This is a genomic window from Candidatus Eremiobacteraceae bacterium, from assembly GCA_035295225.1.
Taxonomy (GTDB): Bacteria; Vulcanimicrobiota; Vulcanimicrobiia; order Eremiobacterales; family Eremiobacteraceae; genus JABCYQ01.
Genome location: DATGJI010000056.1, coordinates 86,132 through 105,215 on the forward strand (window position 1 = coordinate 86,132; position 19,084 = coordinate 105,215).

The 19,084-nt window shown below is 61.6% G+C and carries 14 protein-coding genes and 1 pseudogene; 8 read left to right on the top strand and 7 right to left on the bottom strand.

Annotated features, from left to right (window positions below):
• Window positions 1–164: 164 nt before the first annotated feature.
• From VKT51_11250 to VKT51_11270, 5 genes are all read left to right on the top strand, one after another.
• Window positions 165–440, top strand: a complete 276-nt coding sequence (locus tag VKT51_11250) for a helix-turn-helix transcriptional regulator (GenBank protein HLJ84741.1) — start codon at window positions 165–167, stop codon at window positions 438–440.
• A gap of 396 nt (window positions 441–836) precedes the next feature.
• Window positions 837–1,631 carry a hypothetical protein gene (locus VKT51_11255; GenBank protein HLJ84742.1) on the top strand — a complete coding sequence of 265 codons (795 nt, stop codon included), beginning with the start codon at window positions 837–839 and terminating at the stop codon, window positions 1,629–1,631.
• Window positions 1,632–1,731: 100 nt separating this feature from the next.
• A complete protein-coding gene (locus VKT51_11260; GenBank protein HLJ84743.1) occupies window positions 1,732–2,217 on the top strand; it encodes a hypothetical protein in 486 nt (161 codons plus the stop codon).
• Window positions 2,218–2,335: 118 nt separating this feature from the next.
• A complete protein-coding gene (locus VKT51_11265; GenBank protein HLJ84744.1) occupies window positions 2,336–3,847 on the top strand; it encodes an MFS transporter in 1,512 nt (503 codons plus the stop codon).
• Window positions 3,848–4,265: 418 nt separating this feature from the next.
• Entirely contained in the window at window positions 4,266–7,070 is a 2,805-nt protein-coding gene (locus tag VKT51_11270; protein HLJ84745.1) for an AAA family ATPase, read from the top strand.
• Window positions 7,071–7,081: 11 nt separating this feature from the next.
• On the opposite strand, the gene VKT51_11275 is transcribed toward VKT51_11270, so the two are convergent.
• Window positions 7,082–7,222 (bottom strand): hypothetical protein, encoded by a 141-nt coding sequence (locus VKT51_11275; GenBank protein ID HLJ84746.1) that lies wholly within the window; start codon window positions 7,220–7,222, stop codon window positions 7,082–7,084.
• A gap of 271 nt (window positions 7,223–7,493) precedes the next feature.
• Here VKT51_11275 and VKT51_11280 point away from each other — a divergent pair, with 271 nt between their 5' ends.
• The 3 genes from VKT51_11280 (at window position 7,494) to VKT51_11290 (ending at window position 12,009) form a co-directional block, all read left to right on the top strand.
• Entirely contained in the window at window positions 7,494–8,936 is a 1,443-nt protein-coding gene (locus VKT51_11280) for a hypothetical protein (GenBank protein ID HLJ84747.1), read from the top strand.
• Window positions 8,937–8,992: 56 nt separating this feature from the next.
• Complete coding sequence (locus tag VKT51_11285; GenBank protein ID HLJ84748.1) at window positions 8,993–10,441, top strand: hypothetical protein; 1,449 nt, start codon at window positions 8,993–8,995, stop codon at window positions 10,439–10,441.
• 149 nt (window positions 10,442–10,590) lie between these two features.
• On the top strand, window positions 10,591–12,009 hold the full coding sequence (locus VKT51_11290) for a hypothetical protein (protein ID HLJ84749.1): 1,419 nt from the start codon (window positions 10,591–10,593) through the stop codon (window positions 12,007–12,009).
• 66 nt (window positions 12,010–12,075) lie between these two features.
• On the opposite strand, the gene pgl is transcribed toward VKT51_11290, so the two are convergent.
• The 6 genes and pseudogenes from pgl to tal all read right to left on the bottom strand — a co-directional run.
• Window positions 12,076–12,819 (bottom strand): 6-phosphogluconolactonase, encoded by a 744-nt coding sequence (pgl, locus tag VKT51_11295; GenBank protein ID HLJ84750.1) that lies wholly within the window; start codon window positions 12,817–12,819, stop codon window positions 12,076–12,078.
• Window positions 12,816–13,877, bottom strand: a complete 1,062-nt coding sequence (locus VKT51_11300) for a glucose-6-phosphate dehydrogenase assembly protein OpcA (GenBank protein ID HLJ84751.1) — start codon at window positions 13,875–13,877, stop codon at window positions 12,816–12,818. Before VKT51_11300 ends, pgl begins: the two co-directional genes overlap by 4 nt.
• Window positions 13,874–15,430, bottom strand: a complete 1,557-nt coding sequence (gene zwf, locus VKT51_11305) for a glucose-6-phosphate dehydrogenase (GenBank protein HLJ84752.1) — start codon at window positions 15,428–15,430, stop codon at window positions 13,874–13,876. The genes VKT51_11300 and zwf overlap by 4 nt, the downstream gene beginning before the upstream one ends.
• Before the next feature lie 5 nt (window positions 15,431–15,435).
• Complete coding sequence (gene gnd, locus VKT51_11310) at window positions 15,436–16,761, bottom strand: decarboxylating 6-phosphogluconate dehydrogenase (protein HLJ84753.1); 1,326 nt, start codon at window positions 16,759–16,761, stop codon at window positions 15,436–15,438.
• A gap of 479 nt (window positions 16,762–17,240) precedes the next feature.
• A pseudogene (locus VKT51_11315) lies at window positions 17,241–18,071 on the bottom strand (hypothetical protein).
• On the bottom strand, window positions 18,071–19,084 hold a 1,014-nt coding region (tal, locus tag VKT51_11320; GenBank protein ID HLJ84754.1), incomplete at its 5' end, for a transaldolase. The gene tal and the pseudogene VKT51_11315, both read right to left, overlap by 1 nt.

A 19,084-nucleotide genomic window follows, 5' to 3' on the forward strand; every position in this document is an offset into this window, starting at 1 on the left:
GCGCGCTGACAGCTCAGCCGGCAGTGCAGGGTCAGAGACACGGCGGTTTGCGGGATCGGCACTTGGGCTCCATTCGCAGTTGGAACGATATCGCGCTCTCAACGCCGCCACTTATAGTCTGTAGACTCATCGTCATCAGCGCTATAAACTCGTTAAATAGCTGCATGAACAAGCTGACCGGACGCACGCGCCAGGCAAAGACCAAGCCGAAGCTATCTGAACAGGAAGCCTTCGGACTTGCAGTCCGGGAGCGCCGCTTAGAATTGGGCGTGTCACAGGAAGGCCTGGGTGAACTTGCTCGCCTTCATCGGACGTATGTTGGTAGCATCGAGCGGGGCGAACGCAACGTAAGTCTTCGTAACATATTTGCGATCGCGAGTGCACTGCGAATCCAGCCTTCCGATCTAATGTCGGAGGCTGAGAGCCGAACGCTAATATGAGAGGCGCGGCGATCAGTGGCTAAGTCCGCCGCTCCAACTTGGGCCGATGATCTTGTCCTTTACTTTCGCGAGCTTGGAAACAGAGCGCATTACTCTGAGCTTTACAAGCACATTCAAGCGAATCCGAAGCGTAAGCTAGTTCGCGAGTGGCAAGCTGTCGTACGGCGCACAATCGAAGAGCACTCATCAGATACAACTATCTGGTCGCGACGACGTCTCCCGGACTTGTTTAGGTCTGTCAACGGACTGGGAGCTGGCGTTTGGGAGCTCCGTGACGCCGCTTACGTGCCGGTCTTTTCGCTGGCTGTCGGCGAGGAGGTCCGAAGGACCGATCTGCATCGGGAGTTCGGAGGCAGCGGACAAGGAGGCATAAGTCCGTCAACCAGGAGCTCAAACGTGTTTCTTTTTTCGGATCCGACAACCGGGCTTCAGCACGGATATGTCGATGGTTGGAAAAGCGACGGTTGTTTTCACTATACGGGCATGGGGCAGCGCGGCGATCAAGAAATGACATCTGGAAATGCCTCCATTTTAACGCATAAAAAGCGCAGCCGACCGCTCCGACTTTTCGACGGGAGCCGAGGCACGGTGACGTATATGGGGCAGTTTGAGGTCGATGCAGATGAGCCGTTCTACTTTACCGATGCGCCAGAAACCGGCGATGGCCCGACCCGAACCGTAATCATGTTTAGGTTGCGCCCCGTCGGCGATGTAGCGCGAAGTATGATCGTAGAAGAGGCGCCGCCTTACTCGTTGATAGTTACTGAAGTGCCAATTGAAGCTCAGCTTACAGAACGGATGTTCATAAACCCGCGCGCTCAGGTCACCGAAGCCGAGCGCAAAGAGTCCTCGTTGGTTCAATTGTTCAAGAACTACGCGGAACGAAATAGCCTGACTCCGATTCGGAACAAGATTGTGCCGGCCGGCGAAGCAAAGCCACTATTTACCGACATATACGTAAAGGAGCTTGACCTGCTAATTGAAGCAAAAGGGTCTTGTGAGCGAGGCGCAATTCGGATGGCAATCGGACAAATCGCAGACTATCGGAGATACCTCCCGCGCGTACGTTGCGCGATACTGTTGCCGTCGAAGCCGAAGCGGGACTTGCTAGATTTTGCGGGTGTTGAGATGATAGGTGTAATTTGGCCCGTCAGGAATGGATTCGAATCCACACTGGATATCTTGCCGTAGGGCGTCCACGTTTATCGTCGTAACTCTGGTCGAAGGTCTTTCTTGGTTCGCTGAGCCCGATTGATTAAGACCTTTAACTTTTAATGAAACGGACGCCAAATTGGAACCAAATCGGCTTGAAGTCAACCTCAAAAGCGATGTAAATGCCAAGGCGGCATACTGCGCGTTGCTTCGGAAACGAGGTTATGTAGACGTAAAGGTGTGCTCGAGGCCAGCGGACATCGTAGCGTTCAAGGGTTCTGAACGTCATCACTTTGAGATAAAGTTCACTCGGAGGCTAAAGCATTATTTCGGCGCGGCGACCCTTACAGAGTGGGAGGCAGCGGTCTTAAACCCCCACCGGTATACCTTCGTCGTTGCGTATAAGCTCAACGGGGCGTGGAATTTTGACGAGTATAGCGTCGAAGAGTTCATGGCGATAAGTTCGATCCCGCCTTTCAAGATATTCTTTAGGGCAAGCGTGCCGAAGGCCGCTCCAGTCGTAGTCAGGAAAAAATCCAGGCAAGTAGCGGTTACCCTCGCTAGGCTACAGATACTTGTGAAGCTATATGGGGAATTGAGGGAAAGTTTCGCGGAGCCCCGCTGAGCGTCTGGACCGGAAGGCGCTACTAGGGCACTCAAAACCACGTTATAGCGCGTGGATGCCAACGGGGATGCCCTTACCGACAGGGGAGTGGATGATGCGGGAGCGGCCCAGCGATGCGATGATTCTGCTTGCAACGATCCTTGGCTCGAGCATGGCATTTATAGATGGGACTGCGGTAAACGTTGCCCTTCCGGTCATGCAGCGCGATCTACAAGCTTCAATGGCAGACATTCAATGGGTTGTCGAAGCGTTTTCGCTCTTTCTCGCGGCGCTCATACTTGTAGGCGGTGCGTTAGGCGACCGCTACGGACGAAAGCTGATATTCGTTGTGGGAACCGCGCTGTTTACGGCGTCATCAATCGTCTGCGCTCTTTCGCACGGAATCGTTGCGATTGCTATCGCACGATCTATTCAGGGAATCGGAAGCGCGCTGATGGCGCCGGCTAGTCTTGCGATCCTGAGCGCTTGTTTTGAGGGCGATGCGCGCGCGAAGGCCATAGGCACGTGGTCCGCCGCAACCGCGGTTACCGCCGCGGTCGGACCGGCTCTAGGCGGGTGGCTGGTGGACCACGGCGGATGGCAGTGGATTTTCTACATCAATGCGCCGATCGGAGCGGCGGTGATCATCCTAACGCTGTTGTTCGTGCCGGAGAGCCTTAACGAGGAAGAACAAGGCAAGAGCCTAGACTGGCTCGGGGCGACACTCGCTACGGCAGGGCTCGGAGCCGTCACTTACGGTTTGATCCTGGCCGGCTCGACGGCTGCCAACGTAGGTCAGACGATTACGTGGTCAGTCGTCGGAGCCGTCTTGTTAATTGCATTCGTCCTGTCCGAACGCACCGCGTCCAATCCTTTGATGCCGCTGCAATTGTTTAAGTCACGTGTCTTCTCAGGCGTCAATCTCGTCACGCTTCTTTTGTACGGCGCACTATCTGAAGCGTTGTACTTCGTTTCGTTCGACATGATCCAAGTGCATCGATACACGCCGACTCAGGCTGGATTGGCGCTCATGCCGTTCATCGTCTTGATCGCGACGCTGTCGCGCTGGGCGGGCGGCCTCGTCGCGAAGGTCGGCACGCGCACGATGCTTATCGTCGGACCCACGGTCGCGGCTATCGGATTTGCGCTCTTCTCGCTGGCCGGCACGGACGGATCCTATTGGACGACGTTCTTCCCGGGCAACGTCGTTGCCGGACTCGGCATGGCGTTGACCGTTGCGCCGCTCACAACTGCTGTCATGGGCGCGGTCGACGAGAGCCGCCTTGGAATTGCGTCGGGCATCAACAACGCGGTATCGAGAGTCGCCGGGCTTATCGCGATTGCAGCGATGAGCGCTATCGTAGTTGCCGTATACGCGGGGCAGCTTGATCGGCGCCTAAGCGCGATTCAATCTCCTGCGGAAGTCGTCCAGCAAGTGCGGGCGCAAAGCGGCGAGATGGCAGCGGCGCAGATTCCGGCGAGCGCGAACGCCCAAGTCCGAAATCAAGTACGAAGCGCCATGAATGATTCGTTCGCGTTCTCATTTCGCGTGGCGGCGTTGATCGGGGCGGCGCTCGCGGCGGGTGGCGCGCTCATCGCCTTATTGACGATCGGCCAAGACCAGGAGCTCAGAACACGCCCAACCGGTTAGTCCACGCCAGGTAGTCAGGCCTCCAAACCGCGAATAACGCGTGCCCACGCCACCGCCTTTTGCTTGGCGGCCGTTGATGTTTTTGGGAGCGGAAAATGGCTCAAAAAAGAGTTCGAAAAGGCGCGCTAAATGAGCGATGCACGCGCGACGCCGTGGTTGTTCTTGCCAACAATCTCGCAGACACGCTCGTCGCCACATACGGGTTAAAGTCGAAAACTATCTTGGACGGCGGTGGAGTACACGTCGGTCCACCGCACGGTATGCCTCCGAGAGGACATTCGAAAACGAAGAAAGACGCACCAGGTTACGGTTTCTCATTCAAATTAGAGATAAGCAAGTCCGACGATAAGTGGCTCGAGACAGTATTCGATAGGTTGATCGGGGGCGGTCGGCGGACGTTCGATCCAAACGGCAATGAATGGGGCAACGGTCACTCCTAGTTGGTCGCGAGTTCGAACTTAGCCTAATAACGTCGCGGCTATCCCCCGCGGCGATCGGCCAGGGCAGCGTCGTGCTGATCTCGGGCGAACCCGGGATCGGCAAGACGCGCCTTTTGCGCGAAATCGTGTATCAGGCAGAGTCGCTGCGCGCAATCGCGACGGTCGGGCAGTGTTATGAGTACTTGCAGAGCCCACTCGGACCCGTCGCCGATATCCTTGTCGATCTGCACGAGAAGGACAAGCATGCTCTTGAGCGCTTCCCCGACATTCGAACCGTCGTCGACGCCCTAACTTCAACGGCGGCGAACGAAGCGGCCATCGAAAACCTCGATAAGCGCAAACTCTTCACCGCTGTAAGGGGCGCGATCGATGCGTACGCACGAGAGCGACCGGTGCTTCTCGCGCTCGACGACTTGCACTGCGCAGACGCCCTGACGCTGGACCTCGTCCAATATCTGGCGGAGCATGTTCCTCGGTCGCGCCTCGTCATCGTCGCCACTTACCGGTCGGGCGATACCGAGCAAAGCGATAGGCTGCGAAGAGCGCTCGCGAATCTCGCGCGGGGCGCGAACGCGTTCCACAGCGAACTATCCCCGCTTTCTCAGGAACATATCCGCGGAATCTTACGATCCGTTGAGGCGGCCACGTCGTCGGACGATATCCGGCGCATCGCCATCGTGGCGCAGCAATCCGACGGCAATCCGCTTCTCGCAGAAGAACTGTTCAAGGCCGCGGGCACGGCGACCATCGAGCGGACGGAGACGCTGCCGCTGCCGGTGAGCGTTCGGGCGGCGACCCTCGCACGAATCGCGCTCCTCGAGCCAGACGAGCGCCGACTGCTCGTCTGCGCCGCCGCAATTGGTCGGCGCTTCACACCGGCATTGGTCGAGCAGATCGCCCAGCAGTCGGCGGCTGACGTTCTCGCGGCGCTGAAACAGGGCGTCCAACTCCAACTCATCGAGCCGGATGCGGATGGTAAGTCGTTTCACTTCCGGCACGAACTCGTGCGCCGCGCGATCTACGATGATCTCTTGCCGAACGAGGCGCAGGCGCTGCATGCGCGCGTCGCCGCGGCGTTGGAGTCCGCTCCGGATTCGCCGCAGCGTATCGCGGACCTCGCTTATCACTATTGGATGGCCGCGCAGACTGTGAAGGCGGCAGACTTCAACGAAGAATCGGGGGACCGGGCTTTCCGGCTTAGCGCCTACTCCGTCGCAGCAGAGAACTACGAGCGGGCTTTACGCAGCCTCGGGTCGGGCGCGCCGGAGCGTACTGCCGCGATCCAAGAACGCCGCGGCGACGCCCTCTATCACCTAGGTCTGGGAGAAGCGGCCCAGGCAGCTTTTTTCGACGCGCGCGAGTTTTACGAGTCGCGGCGGAACGTCGAAGCGATCGCACGGTTATCGGTCAAGATCGGAATTCTCTACCTCGCCGAAGGGCGCAGCGGCGACGCGATAAAGGCGTGCGAGCTCGCGTTGACGCTCGTTGATGAGAACAGCCCGACGTTCTTCCGCGCTCATTCGTATCTCGGATACATGCTGACGGATAGCGACGGCGACGCCGCCCGGGAGCACTTCCGTCTGGCCGATCGATATACGGGAGTGCGCGCGCCAAATGACGCGCTCGTCTTCCATCAATGCCGAGCGCTTGCGCTTGGGCAGCTCGGCGACGTCGACGCCATGGCTGCAAATTTCCACGACGCATACAGAATTGCGCGAGAACAGGGCGACGTCTCCCTGGCCGTGCGGTGCCTCGGTAATCTTGGTCTGAAGCTGATGGATCTCGGCGAGCGGACTCGCTCGTTGCGGGCCTTCGCCGAGGCCGCAACGCTCATGGAAGAGGAAGAACTATGGGATCTCGATTGCGCGGTCTGCGTGCGGCAAAACGCGTGGGCGAACGTGCAATTCGGCGATCTTCCCGTCGCGAAGACGTTGATTCTTCGCGCGCTTGAATTCCCGACCGATAGCCTGAGGCTTCGTTCCTACGCGGCGCAGGCGGCGCTGCTCATCGGCGTTCGGACGATGGACGATGAGCTCGCCCGTCGTTTCGATAGTTCCAGCGAGCTCGAATCGATTCTCTCGCCCGGCAACGAGTCGCTGCTCGTGACGGCGCTTGCATTCGCCGAACGAGAAATCGCTCTCGGCCGCGCAACGGAAGGCGCAGCGCTGATTCACCGTGTCGTAGAGGCATACGCGGCCGTGCCATTCGCGCGTGACGACGACGGCGCGTTCGTGCTGGCCGCACTCCACAGCTCTGATTCCGACGCTCGGACGGCGCGAGCGTTCGTCGCTCGCTACGTCGACGATACGAAGTCGAAGATCGCGTCGGCGCACTTACTGCTCTACGACGCCGTTCTGGCGCGGCGGTCCGGCGATACGGCACAAGCAACGGCACGTGCCGAATCGGCGCGCGATCTGTACGAGAAGCTGGGTTGGCGCTGGCATGTGGCGCGCTCGTTGGAGATAAGCGGAAAGCTTCGAGACGCAATTGTCGCATACGAACATACCGGAGACGTGCGTTCTGTCCAGCGCCTGAAAGAAATACTCGACCCGGTCAATCGTCGCGGACGCACAAAATCTGAGCTCACCGAACGCGAGCGGGAGATCGCCACGCTCGCGGCCGCCGGCCGCTCGACCAAGGAGATCGCCGATGCGCTCACCTTGAGCCCCCGGACGATCGAAACGCACTTGGCTTCGATCTTCGCAAAGCTTGAGGTTCGCAATCGAGCCGAGCTGATCGCGAAGTGGCGAGACCTGCCCGGAGCGGCGCAGGCCTCGCCGTAGTTGTCGTCACGTTAGATCTTCACTCCCCAGCCTCCGAAGATGCTTGAATCCGCGCCCCGCGGGATCCTGACCAACCGCGTGCGCCCATCGTTCTCGTCGGCCTCGTCCGCGATCGGGTACGTCGGTTTGACCTTCGCTCTGAACTCTTCCATGATAGTCCCCTTTCATTTCGCTCGCCGTGGCGAGCAGCAGTTGATGGGGATATCGTAGCGGTTTGGGTTAGGCGGCCGAATCCGGGGAAGCACGGGGAATTGGCGGCGAGTGTACGGAGAATTGCGGCTCGGGGCAGGCGGTTACCCGAAAGTCCCACGGATGCGCCGTGCGCCGCACAGTGAATTGGCGACTGCGGTCGGACGCAAATCAGACGGCCGACTATTACACTCTCCACCATAGGGCTGGCGATGACCGGCACGGGGAGGATGTATGAGAGCCGCAAAGGCGCTTCATGTTTTCGGCATTTCGGTGCTCTGCCTCGGCGGCATCGCCGTGGGAAGCGCGCTGCACTTGCCCGCGATGGCGGCGCAGGTCTATCAGCAATATCTATCGCCTGACACGACGTGCACGAGCAGTTCACCGTGCACGACGACCACGAACAACGGCAGCGGTCCGGCGAGCGCGAACACGAGCGTCGGCGGCACGGCGCTGACCGGCACGACGAAATTCAACAGCACCTCAAAGACGAAGTTCGCGGTCGGCGTCCTCGGGACCGATTCATCGACGAAGGGCAAATTTGACGTCGGCGTCGAGGGCACGTCGGTCAGCGGTACCGGCGCGCTCGGCAACACGAAGTCGGGCACGGGCGTGAGCGGCGTAGCGACGACCGGAACCGGAGTGAGCGGCGTTTCCACAAACGGATTCGGCGTGACCGGATCATCGACGACCGGCTTTGGTGTTGTAGGTTCGAGCCAAACCGCCGGTATTCTCGGGCAAGGCAATGCCACTGGAAGCACCGGTGTCGAAGCGATTTCGTCCACGAGCAACACAAATGGCACAGGCGTGCTGTCGTATGCGCTCGGCACGGGCGGCGTCGGCGTGTCGGCGAACGGCAACAGCTTCGGTCTGCAGGCGAGCGGCAGTACAGCCGTTCAGGCCACCACTGCAACCGGCACCGCACTTGAACTCGATTCGAGCGGCGGGATCTTGATCAACGGATTTAACAGCGGCACGGAGACCTTTTTCGTCGATGAGCTCGGAGACCTTGACACGACTGGAAGTATCCAAGCAAACTCAGCCGGTATCAGCTCGACGACTTTGAGCCCGTCACTGCAAGCGATTGGCCCGGAATCCGCGTTCGAAGCGATATCCACGGACTCGTCATCCACCACCCCGGCCATTCGGGCCTTTTCGAACGGCGGCCCGCTGTTCGCGGGATACAAAGGCGAAACGCAGGTCTTCTACGTCGACAGTTCCGGCAATGAGATCATTAGCGGCTTCCTCTACACAGCAGGCTCGTGCAACAGCGGATGCATCACGCATGGTCCGCAGCAAAAACGCGTCGTATCGTACGAGTCACGCGAAAGCCAACCCACGATCGAAGACTTCGGCGAAGCGCAACTCGTGAACGGTGAGGCACAGGTCGCGCTGGACTCGTCGTTCGCAAACGTGATCGACAAAAACGCAACCTATATGGTCTTCACATCGCCGGAAGGCGATTGCAACGGCCTCTTCATCGCGCACAAATCCACCGCCGGTTTTGAGGTGCGGGAATTGCGCGGCGGCCATTCAACGCTGACCTTCGACTATCGCATCGTCGCCAAGCCGTTCGGCGACCATTCGGCGCGACTGCCGATGATCGCGTCGCGGGCGCAATTCCCCGAAAACCTCATCCACAAGATGCCGAAATTCAAACCGGCGACGCGCCACTAGTTGGACACATCACATCGCTTCTATAGGGCCGGCGATAACCGGCCTGGAGAGGAATCATGAAATCTCTTAAGTCCTTTCACCTCGTCGGCATTTCCACGTTGTGCCTCGGCGGCATCGCTGTGGGAAGCGCGCTGCACTTGCCCGCGATGGCGGCGCAAGTCTACCAACAATACTTGTCGCCGGACACGACCTGCACGAGCAGCTCGCCGTGCACCACGACCACGAACAACGGCAGCGGTCCGGCGAGCGCGAACACGAGCGTGGGCGGCACGGGGCTGACCGGCGCAACGAAATTCGTCGGCACCTCAAAGACCAAGTTCGCCGTCGGCGTGCTCGGCTCCGATTTGTCCACGAAGGGCAAATACGACGCCGGCGTGGAGGGCACGTCGGTGAGCGGCACCGGCGCTTTAGGGAGCACGAAGTCGGGAACCGGCGTGAGCGGTGTGGCGACAACCGGAACGGGCGTGAGCGGCGTCTCCACGAGCGGAACCGGTTTGGTCGGTACTTCAACCTCCGGCACGGGCCTGTACGCGAGCAGCTCCGGTTTGGCCGCAGAAACCCAAAGTAGCGGCAATAGCGGAATAGGATTGGAAGCGATCTCAAACGTCAGCGCCACGAACGGCACCGGCATACTCTCGTATGCCAACGGCACCGGCGGTGTCGGCGTGTCGGCAAATGGCGCGAGTTTTGGTCTGCAGGCGACGGGCGTCACCGGAGTACAAGCGCAAGGCGGCAATAGCGGTTCGGCGTTCGAGGCCGACAGCAACGGCGGATTGTTTTACACCGGCTACCTGAATGGAACCTTAAATTATGTCGTCGACAGATTCGGGAACGTCGAATCCAACGGCGGCCTGTCGGGGGCTAACGCTTCGTTCAACGAAACCGGCGGCGGAGTTCCGACCCTCAGTGCCGGAAATCCGGAGGGTGCGATCAACGCAGTTACAACCGATCCGTCGTCTGCAACCGGAGCCGTCCGATTCTTTACGCAGGGCGGTCCCTTCATGCAGGGGTACAACGGAAGCACCCTTGAGTTCACAGCAGACGGTGCGGGCAACATCTTCATGAACGGTCTGATCTACACGGGTGGAGGTTGCAGCAGCGGCTGCATCGCGCATGGTCCAGTCCAAAAACGCGTCGTGTCGTATACGCCGCGCGAGAGCCAGCCAACGATGGAAGATTTCGGAGAAGGCCAGCTCGTCAATGGCGTAGCGCACGTGGCGCTCGATCCCGCGTTCGCAAACGTGATGAACCAAAATGCGAGCTATTTGGTCTTCGCGATGCCGGAGGGCGACTGCAACGGACTCTTCATCGCGGCGAAGTCGAAGACGGGGTTCGATGTGCGCGAGCTGCGCGGCGGACATTCGACGCTCAGCTTTGAGTACCGCATCGTGGCGAAGCCGTTCGGCGATCATTCGGCGCGGCTGCCTATGGTCGAACTGCGGTCGCAGGCGAACAACAGCGTGTTCCACACGATGCCGCGCCTCAAACCGGCCACGCGGGGCTGAAGCCGCCATGGAGGGCGGTCCGTATGGGCCGCCCTCCATGCTTATGCGTGTGCCCGAAAGTCCCGCAAGCACGCCGGAAAGCGGGAACCCAGCGTTTGGATACTACATTTCTCCCGGGAAGCCGGCGATGTCCGGCATGAGGAGAGATGATGAGAGTTCCAAACGTCCGTCAACTGGGCGTCGCTTCGGCGCTCTGTCTTGGCAGTTTTGCCCTCGGAAGCGCGCTGCACTTGCCGGCGATGGCGACGCAGGTCTACGAGCAATATCTGTCGCCGAATACGGCCTGCAACAGCAGCTCGCCATGCACGTCTACCACCAACAACGGCAGCGGTCCGGCGAGCGCGAACACGAGCGTCGGTGGCACGGCGTTGACGGGCACGACGAAATTCAACGGCACGTCGAAGACGAAGTTCGCCGCCGGCGTGCTCGGCACCGATTCGTCGACGAAGGGCAAGTTCGACATCGGTGTGGAGGGCACGTCGGTGAGCGGTGACGGCGTTCAGGGTACGTCGAAGAGCGGAATCGGCGTCAACGGCGTCGCCAATAGCGGTTTCGGCGTCAGCGGCACTTCGTCGAACGTCGGCGTGTTGGGTAACGGTTCTACCGCCGGCGTCGAGGGAAGGGGGAATGCCGCGGGTGTCCTCGCGATCGCGAACGACAGCGCAGGCAACGGGACCGGTCTGGTTGCAGTCGCAAACGGAGCCGACGGCGTCGGCGTGGCGGCAATCGGTGCGAGCTTCGGTCTGCAGGCTTCCGGTCCAACAGCAATTCAAGCCATAGGAAACAACAACGCGGCGGACACTGCCGTGGAAGCGGTTTCCAGTGGCTCCGCCTTCTACACCGGCTTCAGTGGCGGAAAATTGACATTCATCGTCGACGGAAGCGGCAACGTGGAAACCGAAGGTTTCGTGTCTGGAACTGCCGCTTCGTTCGATAACGCGTGCTGCGACCCGGCGCTCGACGTGGTGTCGCCCCAATATGCACTCTTCGCTACTACGACCAATTCGTCATCGACAAATGCAGTTATCAACGCCTTCACCGCAGGCGGGCCGCTCTTTCTCGGAGTCAACAGATCGGCCGACACATTCATCGTCGACGCCGCGGGCAACGTCACCATCGCTGGTAAGATCTTCACCGCCGGAATGTGCAGCAGCGGTTGCATCGCACACGGCCCGCGCCAACAACGCGTCATCTCATACGCGCCGCGCGAGAGCCAGCCCACGATAGAGGACTTTGGGGAAGGCCAGCTCGTCAACGGCGAAGCGCGCATCGCGCTCGATTCTGCCTTTGCGAACGTGATCGACAAAAGCGCGAACTATCTCGTCTTCGCTATGCCGGAAGGCGACTGCAACGGTCTCTACATCGCGGCGAAATCATCGATGGGATTCGAGGTGCGCGAACTGCGCGGCGGCCATTCCACGCTCGGCTTCGAATATAGGATCATCGCCAAGCCGTTCGGCGACCATTCGGCACGGCTGCCGACGGTCGTGATGCCGGCGCCGCCGCCGCATCCTGAGATGCGTAGGATGCCGAATCTCAAGCCGCCGCAACGAGGCATTCATAAATGACGTGGGCCGACTAGCGTCGGCCCCTGCGGACAAGATGCCGGCGGACCGTAAAGGTCCGCCCTACGTTCATAACAGGGAGGCGGCGGCGCGGTCCACGAGCCACGTGAGCGCGCCGCGCTTAGGCACGACGCCTTGCGCGGGTAACAATGCGGGATCGACAGGACCCGAAAGAACCTTTTGCAAGATCTCTGCCTTGGCGGAACCTTCCGTGAGGAACACCGCCGCGCGGCCCGCGTTGAGCGCTGAATACGTGAGCGTTAGCCGCCATGGCGAAGCAACGCCGGAATCCACGCGATTTGCGGCGCACGGTTGATCCGCGACCTTCAACGCCTCTGTGTGTGGGAATAGCGACGCCGTGTGGCCATCCGGGCCGAGGCCGAGATAGATCAGATCGAAGACGGGCGTGGTGACGCCGAAAAAGGACCGCAGCCGCAAATTGTAATCGAGCGCGCCGACGTGCGGCTCCAGTTCACCCATCATGCGGTGGACGTTCGCATCGGGGACGAGACCGCCAGACAATAGCGCGTGGCGCGCCATGCCGTAGTTGCTGTCGGGATCTTCCGGGCCCACGCAGCGCTCATCGCTCCAGAAAAGATGCGTGTGCCGCCAGTCCACCTTGACCGCGTGCGGGGCCTCAGCCAACAATGCGAGCATCGCCTTCGGCGTTGATCCGCCGGAGAGCGCCACGGCGAACCGGCCGCGCGCCGCAATCGCAAGCCCGGCCGCTCGCACGAACGCCTCGGCGCCCGCTGCGGCGACGTCCGCGGGCGACTCGAGCACGCGCACGTTTGGCGTGGAGGTCTTGCTCATTCGGCGCGCAGCACGGCGTCGAAGCGCGCGTCGCGATCGAGCGATCCGATGCAGCGGTCGAGTAACACGGCTTCCTCTTGCGGATCGGCGGCAAACGCAAGCCGGCGAACTTCCGCGCCGCGTGCATCGAACGCGCGCCCTTCGATGCGTTGCGCATCTACATCCCACGTGACGTCAAGCGCCGCCGACGATTTCGACGATCCAAACGTGAGCCGCGTGACTGAGCCGAGATCGCCGCCGTGGTTCGTGACGCCGACGATCGAGCCGTGACCGGATAGGCGCGGCAGACACGTCGTGATCCAGCCTGCCAAGAGCAGCGCGCGCGCCGGCGGCGGCACGACGCCATCGGCTGAAGCCGAGCACTCGATGACGCAGTGATCGAAGTCGGGGATGAGCGCCGTGACGACCGGATCATCGCAGCACGCGGCGATCGTTTCTCGCCACGCAGTCGTGCGCTTCCAGTTCAGATCTGCCACCGCGGTCGAACCGCCGTGGAACTCGGACAGACGACGGAGCGTGTCGAGTGCGGCGGCGCCATCGCCGAAATCTTTCGAATCCACCACGATCTTCGTCGCGAGCGGCGCGATCAAACGGAAGAGCCGGGTGGAGAACGGCGAGCCGCCGTTCCACCACAAGACCATGGGCAGGTCGCGGCTGAGCAGGCTGATGGCGGTAGAAGCAAGACGCGCTGCTTGATCGGTGTGCGCGAGCAGCACGATGCGCTCGCTGCAGACCGACGAGTCCTCGCCCGCATCCGAGCACTGGCTCAAGACCCACGCGAGCACCTGATCTTCGGGCGCGGCAAAATCCATCGCGATGCCGATTGAACGGATCGGATGCGTGGCCGCAAGCTTCGCGACCACGGATGAGATGGCGGGCGCGTCGTGCAGATCCTCGAGGTAGGTGACGAGATTCATCGCGCACGAGCGCGACGGAGCGGGCGTGGCGCTGCCGGCCGGGCGCTCCCAGCGCTTGGCCAATACGGATTCGACCGCAGAGACCTCCACCGGCTCGAAGCCGTTCGGCGCGGGTCTGGCGCTGCCGTCTTGTGCGATCATAGACGCCGCCACTCGCGGCCATCATCGGCGAGCAGTTTGTCCGCTTCCGGCGGTCCCCACGAACCGGCCGCATAGTTCGGAAAATTCGCCGGCGGTTTTTCGGCCCACGCGGTCAGCACCGGATCGATGAGGGCCCAGGCCGCTTCCACGCCGTCGGAGCGGTCGAAGAGCGTCTGCACGCCTTTCATGCAATCCAAGATGAGCCGCTCGTACGGCGACGAGTCTTCGCGGCCGAACGTGGCACCGTAGCCGAAATCCATGTTGACCGAGCGGATGCGCATGTTCGGGCCGGGCACCTTCGCGCCGAACTTCAGCGTGATGCCTTCGTCGGGCTGGATGCGCAGCGCGAGCACGTTGCCTTCCAATTCGGAGATCTGCGCGTTGCGAAACGGCAAGTGCGGCGCTTGTTTGAACTGCATGACGATTTCCGTCACGCGCTTGGCCATGCGCTTGCCCGACCGCACGTAGAACGGCACGCCGGCCCAGCGCCAGTTGTCCACCACGAACTTGAACGCGGCATAGGTGGGGGTGGACGAATCGGGCGCGATATCCGGCTCTTGACGATAGCCCACCGCATCGGCGCCGGCGATGAAGCCCGGGCCGTACTGACCGCGCACCGCGTACTTGTCGACTTCGTGCGGTGCGATCGGGCGCACCGCCTTCACCACGCGCACCTTCTCGTCGCGGAAATCCGTGGCATCGAACGACGTGACCGGCTCCATGGCGACGAGCGAGAGCAGCTGCAGCGCGTGGTTCTGGATGACGTCGCGCACCACGCCGGTCTCTTCGTAGAAACTCGCGCGGCCTTCGATGCCGAGACTCTCGGCCACCGTGATCTGCACGTGATCCACATAACGCCGGTTCCAGATCGGTTCGAAGACGCCGTTGGCGAAACGGAAGACCAAGATGTTCTGAACGGTCTCTTTGCCGAGATAGTGGTCGATGCGGTAGATCTGATCTTCGCCGAGGTAGCGCAGCATCTCGGTGTTGAGCTGCTTTGCCGACGCGAGATCGCGGCCGAACGGTTTTTCCACGATGATGCGCGTGAAGGCGCGGTTTTGCGATGCGTCGGCGGCCTCGATCATGCCGGCATCGTGCAATTGCTGGACGATGTCGCCAAACAGACTCGCCGGTGTGGCGATGTAGAAGATGCGGTTGCCGGCGGTGCCGTACTTGGGATCGAGTTTGGCAAGTTCGGCCTTCAGCTGCGTGTAGCACTTCGGGTCGTGGAAGTCGCCCGAGAGATAGTACGTCCGCGCCGAGAGGTCTGCGAGCACGGCGGCGTCTTGCACGCGCACGTCGCCGGATGTGGCCACCGAGTCGGACAGCCGCTTGCGAAATGTCTCGTCGTTGCACGAGTCGTCGCGCGAGAATCCGACCATGCAGAATCCCGGCGGCAGCAGCTGCGCTTGCGCCAGGTTGTAGACGGCGGGGAGTAGCTTCCGCTTTGTGAGGTCGCCGGTCGCGCCGAAGATGACGAGTTGCGCAGGCTGCGTGGCGCGGTCTTGCGTCACGCCTTGCGCGAACGGATTTTCGATCGTGGAAGTCGCCAAGGCGATCAGGCCTTGGGCCGACTAGCGTCGGCCCCTTCGGATGACTTCGCGTTGGGCCGACTAGCGTCGGCCCCTTCAGACGACGATTTTGCGCCGTTGGCGGCGGGTTCGGCTTTCACCGCGTGGCCGCCGAACTGGTTGCGCAACGCGGCGATGACTTTGGCCGAGAACGAATCCGTTTGCCGCGAGCGGAAGCGCATCATGAGCGAGAGCGCGATCGTGGGCGCCGGCACGGCGAGGTCGATCGAATCTTGCACCGTCCAGCGGCCTTCCCCGGTGTCGTCCACGTAGCCGGCGATGCGTTCCAAATCGGGATCTTCCTTAAATGCAAGTTCCGCCAGTTCCAAGAGCCACGAGCGGATGACGCTGCCTTGATTCCAAAGATGGCTCAACTGTCCTAAGTCCACGCCTTTGCCGAATTCCGATGCCTGGATGATCTCAAACCCTTCGCCATAGGCTTGCAGCATTGCATACTCGATGCCGTTGTGCACCATCTTGACGAAGTGCCCGGAGCCGGCGGGGCCGGTGTAGAGATATCCATCCTTCGGGGCAAGCGTGAGGAAGATCGGTTCGAGGCGCCTGCATTGCGCGGTATCGCCGCCAACCATCAGACAGTAGCCTTCTTTCAGTCCCCAAACGCCGCCCGATGTCCCCGCGTCGATCAGCGCGATGCCTTTCGGTTCCAATTCCTTGGCTTGCGCCTGCGCGTCTTTCCAATACGAGTTGCCGCCGTCGATGATCGCGTCGCCGGATTGCAAGAGGCCGCCCAATTCTTGGATCGTGCTCTTCGTGGGCGCGCCCGACGGCACCATGACCCAAACGGCACGCGGCGGCGCGAGCGCTTTGACGAGGTCGGCAAGCGACCCGCTACCTTTCGCGCCGGCGGCGGCGGACTTCGCCACCGCATCGGTCGAGCGATCGTAGACGACTACCGAATGGCCCCCTTCCAAAAGACGCTGCGTCATGTTGGCGCCCATGCGCCCCAAACCGATCATGCCGAGCTGCATCAGACTTTGCTCCCCTGCGCGGACAGCGCCGCGCTTAGCGTGCGCGCAAACGTGGCGAGCCCGCTGTCTACGTCGGGTTCCAACTTCACGCCGAGTGCGCGTCGGCCGTGCGTGCGTAGCGATTGGAGATCGCCGAGCGCTTGCGCGCGGATCAGCGTGCCGAAGTCGAACGGTTGGCCGGGGATCGGCAGCGTCTCGCCGCCGTCGGGGATGACGAACTGGATGAAGACGCCGGTGTTCGGACCGCCTTTGTGCAGTTGGCCCGTGGAGTGCAAGAAGCGCGGGCCGAAGCCGGCGGTGGTCGCCACGCGCAGCGCTTCGCACAGCGATCTTCGGTTCTGGGTGATGAGCGCGTCGCGGCTCTCTTTGACCGCGATGAAGGCAGCGAAGTCGATGTAGTCGCCCGGCTGCACTTGTTTGAGCAAAGCTTCGAGTGCGGCGGCATCGTCCGGCGCCACGTAATCGGTTGCCGTTGCTTGGGCGTGTTCGGCCAATATGCGATTGGTGTTATCTTTGCTCTCCTGCACGTTAGGTTCGTCGAACGAGTTGATGCCGAGCATCGCACCCGCGACCGCAGTGGCGAATTCCCAGCGATAGAACTCGGCGCCGATGTCGAGCTCGTCGGCCAGCGCGATGCGCGTGACCAGATGGCCCGCGCGCACGAGGTCGGCGAGCTTCGCGTCGTTGGACGTGTCGCCCGCGAGCGTCAATGCGACGAAGTGGCGGTCGTTGCCGTACGCGCTCGGCGCGAGGAGCGGCTCGCCCGAGATCGGGATCAGACCTTTGCCTTCCTTACCCGTGCTCTCTGCGATGAGCTGCTCGAGCCATAAACCCATGCCGGCGATGCCGGGCGACGTCACAAACGTGATCTTGTCGCGGCCCGCGCCGAGTGCGCCGTGCGCCAGCGCAACGCCGAGCGCTGCTCCGGGATTGGAGGTCTCGTCGGTCGTGCCGCTGCCGCAGCTGCGCGCCATTGCCACCGCGCGCGCGAGCAGTTCGCTGATGTCCACGCCCGCGCACGCGCCGGGCACGAGTCCGAAGTACGAGAGCGCCGAGTAGCGCCCGCCGATGTCCGGCGGATTGATGAACACGCCGCGATAGCCGCGCTCGCGTCCCTGGATTTCAAGCGGCGTGCCTGGATCGGTGATGCAGGCGAAGTGCTGCGCGGCCTTCGCCGTGCCCATCGCCTCGCAGAGTTTGGCCCAGAAATATTCGCCGAAGCAGCGCGGTTCAAGCGTCGTCCCCGACTTGCTCGACTCGATGAAGAGCGTCGTCTCGAGCGTGAGATGGCTCTCGACCATCCGCACCGTCTCGGGCGAGGTGCTATCGAGCACTTGCAAGGTCGGATACCCGTCGCGCCGGCCGAACGTCATGGCCAAGACAATCGGGCAAAGGCTGCTGCCGCCCATTCCCATCACCACGACTTGGCTGATGCCGTCGCGGCGTAAGCCGTCGACGAACGCGTTCATCTCGCCCACGCGACCTTGCATGAGCTCCGGTACCGTCAGCCAGCCGAGGCGGTTTTTGATGACGGCCGCGGCTTTTGCGTCGCCGCGTTTCCAGAAATCCGGATCGCGCTGCCAAACGCGATCGGCAAGCGCCTGCAGATCGGCGGAGGTTCTCCCGTACGCCATTATTCGCCCGCGCCCGCGCCGGCCAAGGCCGAGGCCTTTTTCTGGATCACGCCGAGCAGTTCGTCGTACGATTTGTCGAAGGATTCGAGGCCTTCGTTCAGCAGGTCATCGGTGATTTTCTTGAGCGAGATGCCGAGCGATTCAAGCGACTGCAACTGCTCCTCGGCCTCTTCCATGCCGGTTTCGAGATGCGCGCCGAGTTTGCCGTGATCGCGGAACGCGTCGATCGTGGCCGGCGGCATCGTGTCCACCGTGTCCGGTCCGATGAGCGCCTCAACGTAGTACGTGTCGGGATATTTCGGATTCTTCGTCGACGTGCTCGCCCAGAGCGGCCGCTGCTTGTGTGCGCCGGCGCCGGCAAGTTTCTTCCAGCGCGCGCTCTCGATCGATTGCAAGAAGACCGTGTAGAGACGCTTGGAATTCGCGATGGCGACTTTGCCGAGCAGCGCGGTGAGCTGCGCTTTTTTCGCGTCGTCGGTTGCGGCGTCGGCCGCAGCCTGGATGAGCTTGTCTGCGGCGGTGTCGACCCGGCTCACGAAACACGAGGCGACCGATGCGATGCCGCTCAGCGGCTGATTCTTCGCCATGCGATCTTCAAGGCCGGCGAAGTACGCGTCGATGACTTTTTCGTAGTATTCGGCGCCGAACATCAGTGTGATGTTGACGTTGATGCCTTCGGAGATGAGCTGCCGGATCACCGGGATGCCTTCATCGGTCGCCGGCACTTTGATCATGACGTTGGGTTTGTTGATGAGCGGCCACAGACGCCGCGCTTCCGCGATGGAACCGGCCGTGTCTTTGGCGAGATGCGGCGGCAGCTCGATGGAGACGAAGCCGTCCCCGCCTTTGGTCTGCGTGTAGAGACCGTGGAACGTGTCGCAGGCTTCACGGATGTCGTCCGTCGTGAGCCTGTCGTACATCTGTTCCGGCGTCTTGCTCTGCGCGGCTAGTTCGCGGATGGCGTCGTCGTAATCGTCGCTAGAGCCAACCGCCTTTTCGAAGATCGTGGGATT

Excerpts from the sequence above, each read along its gene's own strand:
- pgl (HLJ84750.1), bottom strand. The coding sequence starts at position 12,819 with ATGAGCAAGACCTCCACGCCAAACGTGCGCGTGCTCGAGTCGCCCGCG.
- VKT51_11280 (HLJ84747.1), top strand. The coding sequence starts at position 7,494 with ATGAGAGCCGCAAAGGCGCTTCATGTTTTCGGCATTTCGGTGCTCTGC.
- VKT51_11275 (HLJ84746.1), bottom strand. The coding sequence starts at position 7,222 with ATGGAAGAGTTCAGAGCGAAGGTCAAACCGACGTACCCGATCGCGGAC.
- VKT51_11300 (HLJ84751.1), bottom strand. The coding sequence starts at position 13,877 with ATGATCGCACAAGACGGCAGCGCCAGACCCGCGCCGAACGGCTTCGAG.
- VKT51_11290 (HLJ84749.1), top strand. The coding sequence starts at position 10,591 with ATGAGAGTTCCAAACGTCCGTCAACTGGGCGTCGCTTCGGCGCTCTGT.
- VKT51_11285 (HLJ84748.1), top strand. The coding sequence starts at position 8,993 with ATGAAATCTCTTAAGTCCTTTCACCTCGTCGGCATTTCCACGTTGTGC.
- VKT51_11270 (HLJ84745.1), top strand. The coding sequence starts at position 4,266 with ATGGGGCAACGGTCACTCCTAGTTGGTCGCGAGTTCGAACTTAGCCTA.
- VKT51_11250 (HLJ84741.1), top strand. The coding sequence starts at position 165 with ATGAACAAGCTGACCGGACGCACGCGCCAGGCAAAGACCAAGCCGAAG.
- VKT51_11265 (HLJ84744.1), top strand. The coding sequence starts at position 2,336 with ATGATTCTGCTTGCAACGATCCTTGGCTCGAGCATGGCATTTATAGAT.